Here is a 605-nt window from a genome sequence, read left to right as displayed (position 1 = left end):
GCGTCGGGGTTCATGACGAGTCCGGCGCGGTCAGAGATGACGGTGATGGGCACGGTTTTGGTGAAGTCGCCGCGAAACAGCGCGATCGCCAGGGCGATGATGGCGATGATGGTGATGACCATGGCCAGCCCGGTCAGCGGGCGTAGTGCACCAGATTTCATGGATCGCCTGTTCTAGCCGGAGAGGTTGAAGTTGCCGTTGGAGCCATACACCGACAGCGACACCAACAGTGTCACCGAGACCACCACCACCAGGCTGGTGCGCACCGCATTACCCACCGCTACCCCCACCCCGGAGGGCCCCCCGGAGGCGAAGTAACCGAAGTAGGTGTGGATCAACAAGATCGTGATCGCCATCAACACCGCCTGCAGAAACGACCACAACAAATCGATCGGGTTCAAAAACGTGTCGAAATAATGGTCATACAAACCCCCCGACTGCCCGAACAACACCACCGTGGTGAACTGACTGGCCACAAACGAGAGAATGACCGCGATCGAATACAACGGGGTGATCGCCAACATCCCGGCCACAATCCGCGTCGACACCAAGTACTCCACCGGGCGGATCGCCATCGACTCCAACGCATCAATCTCCTCATTGAT

At 58.7% G+C, this 605-nt stretch carries 1 protein-coding gene and 1 pseudogene; both read right to left on the bottom strand.

Annotated elements, in window-relative coordinates:
- Positions 1 to 161, bottom strand: a pseudogene (locus ABQE44_RS25805) (MCE family protein); the annotation flags it as partial.
- 12 nt (positions 162 to 173) lie between these two features.
- Positions 174 to 605: ABC transporter permease (locus tag ABQE44_RS25800; protein WP_448432657.1), on the bottom strand; the 432-nt coding region annotated here is incomplete at its 5' end.

This window comes from Mycolicibacterium sp. XJ2546, from assembly GCF_053483195.1.
The sequence above is the reverse complement of the archived record's forward strand: the minus strand, read 5'-3'. Positions and strand labels throughout refer to the sequence as shown.